This is a genomic window from Myxococcus eversor (assembly GCF_010894455.1).
GTDB classification, from domain to species: Bacteria; Myxococcota; Myxococcia; order Myxococcales; family Myxococcaceae; genus Myxococcus; species Myxococcus eversor.
Map to the genome: position 1 here is coordinate 1 of NZ_JAAIXY010000111.1, position 387 is coordinate 387.

Sequence of the window (387 nt, forward strand, 5' to 3'; positions counted from 1 at the left end):
CGCGATGCTCGAACTCAGTTCCAACAAGACGAGGGGCGATGCCCATCGCTTCTATGAGCGTCTGGGCTTCGCCCGCAGTCACGAGGGCTTCAAGAAAAAGCTGAAAGCCTAGACGGGCTTCGCCTTGAGCCGCGTATTGCACGCGCTCCAGAATTGCGGCCACTTGGTTCCAGCCGTGAGCTTGCCGCCGGCCTTTGCATCTTTCCACTCGGCGCTGCATTGCTTCTGCCGTTCCCGGGCGGCGAGCTGCGCCGCGCTCGGCTCTTTTTTCGGCTTGGCCTGCGCCTGCGCCTGAAGCGGCCATGCCAACATCAATGCAGTGGTGGCTGAAAGAATTGTTCGAATGGCTTTGGTCACGATCTTCCCCCTTAGACGCACGCGGCGTCC

1 protein-coding gene is annotated in these 387 nt (G+C 61.0%); it reads right to left on the bottom strand.

The genetic code is table 11. The features are described 5' to 3' along the window. Window positions 1-108: 108 nt before the first annotated feature. Window positions 109-387: hypothetical protein (locus G4D83_RS45365; protein ID WP_205522875.1), on the bottom strand; the 279-nt coding region annotated here is incomplete at its 5' end.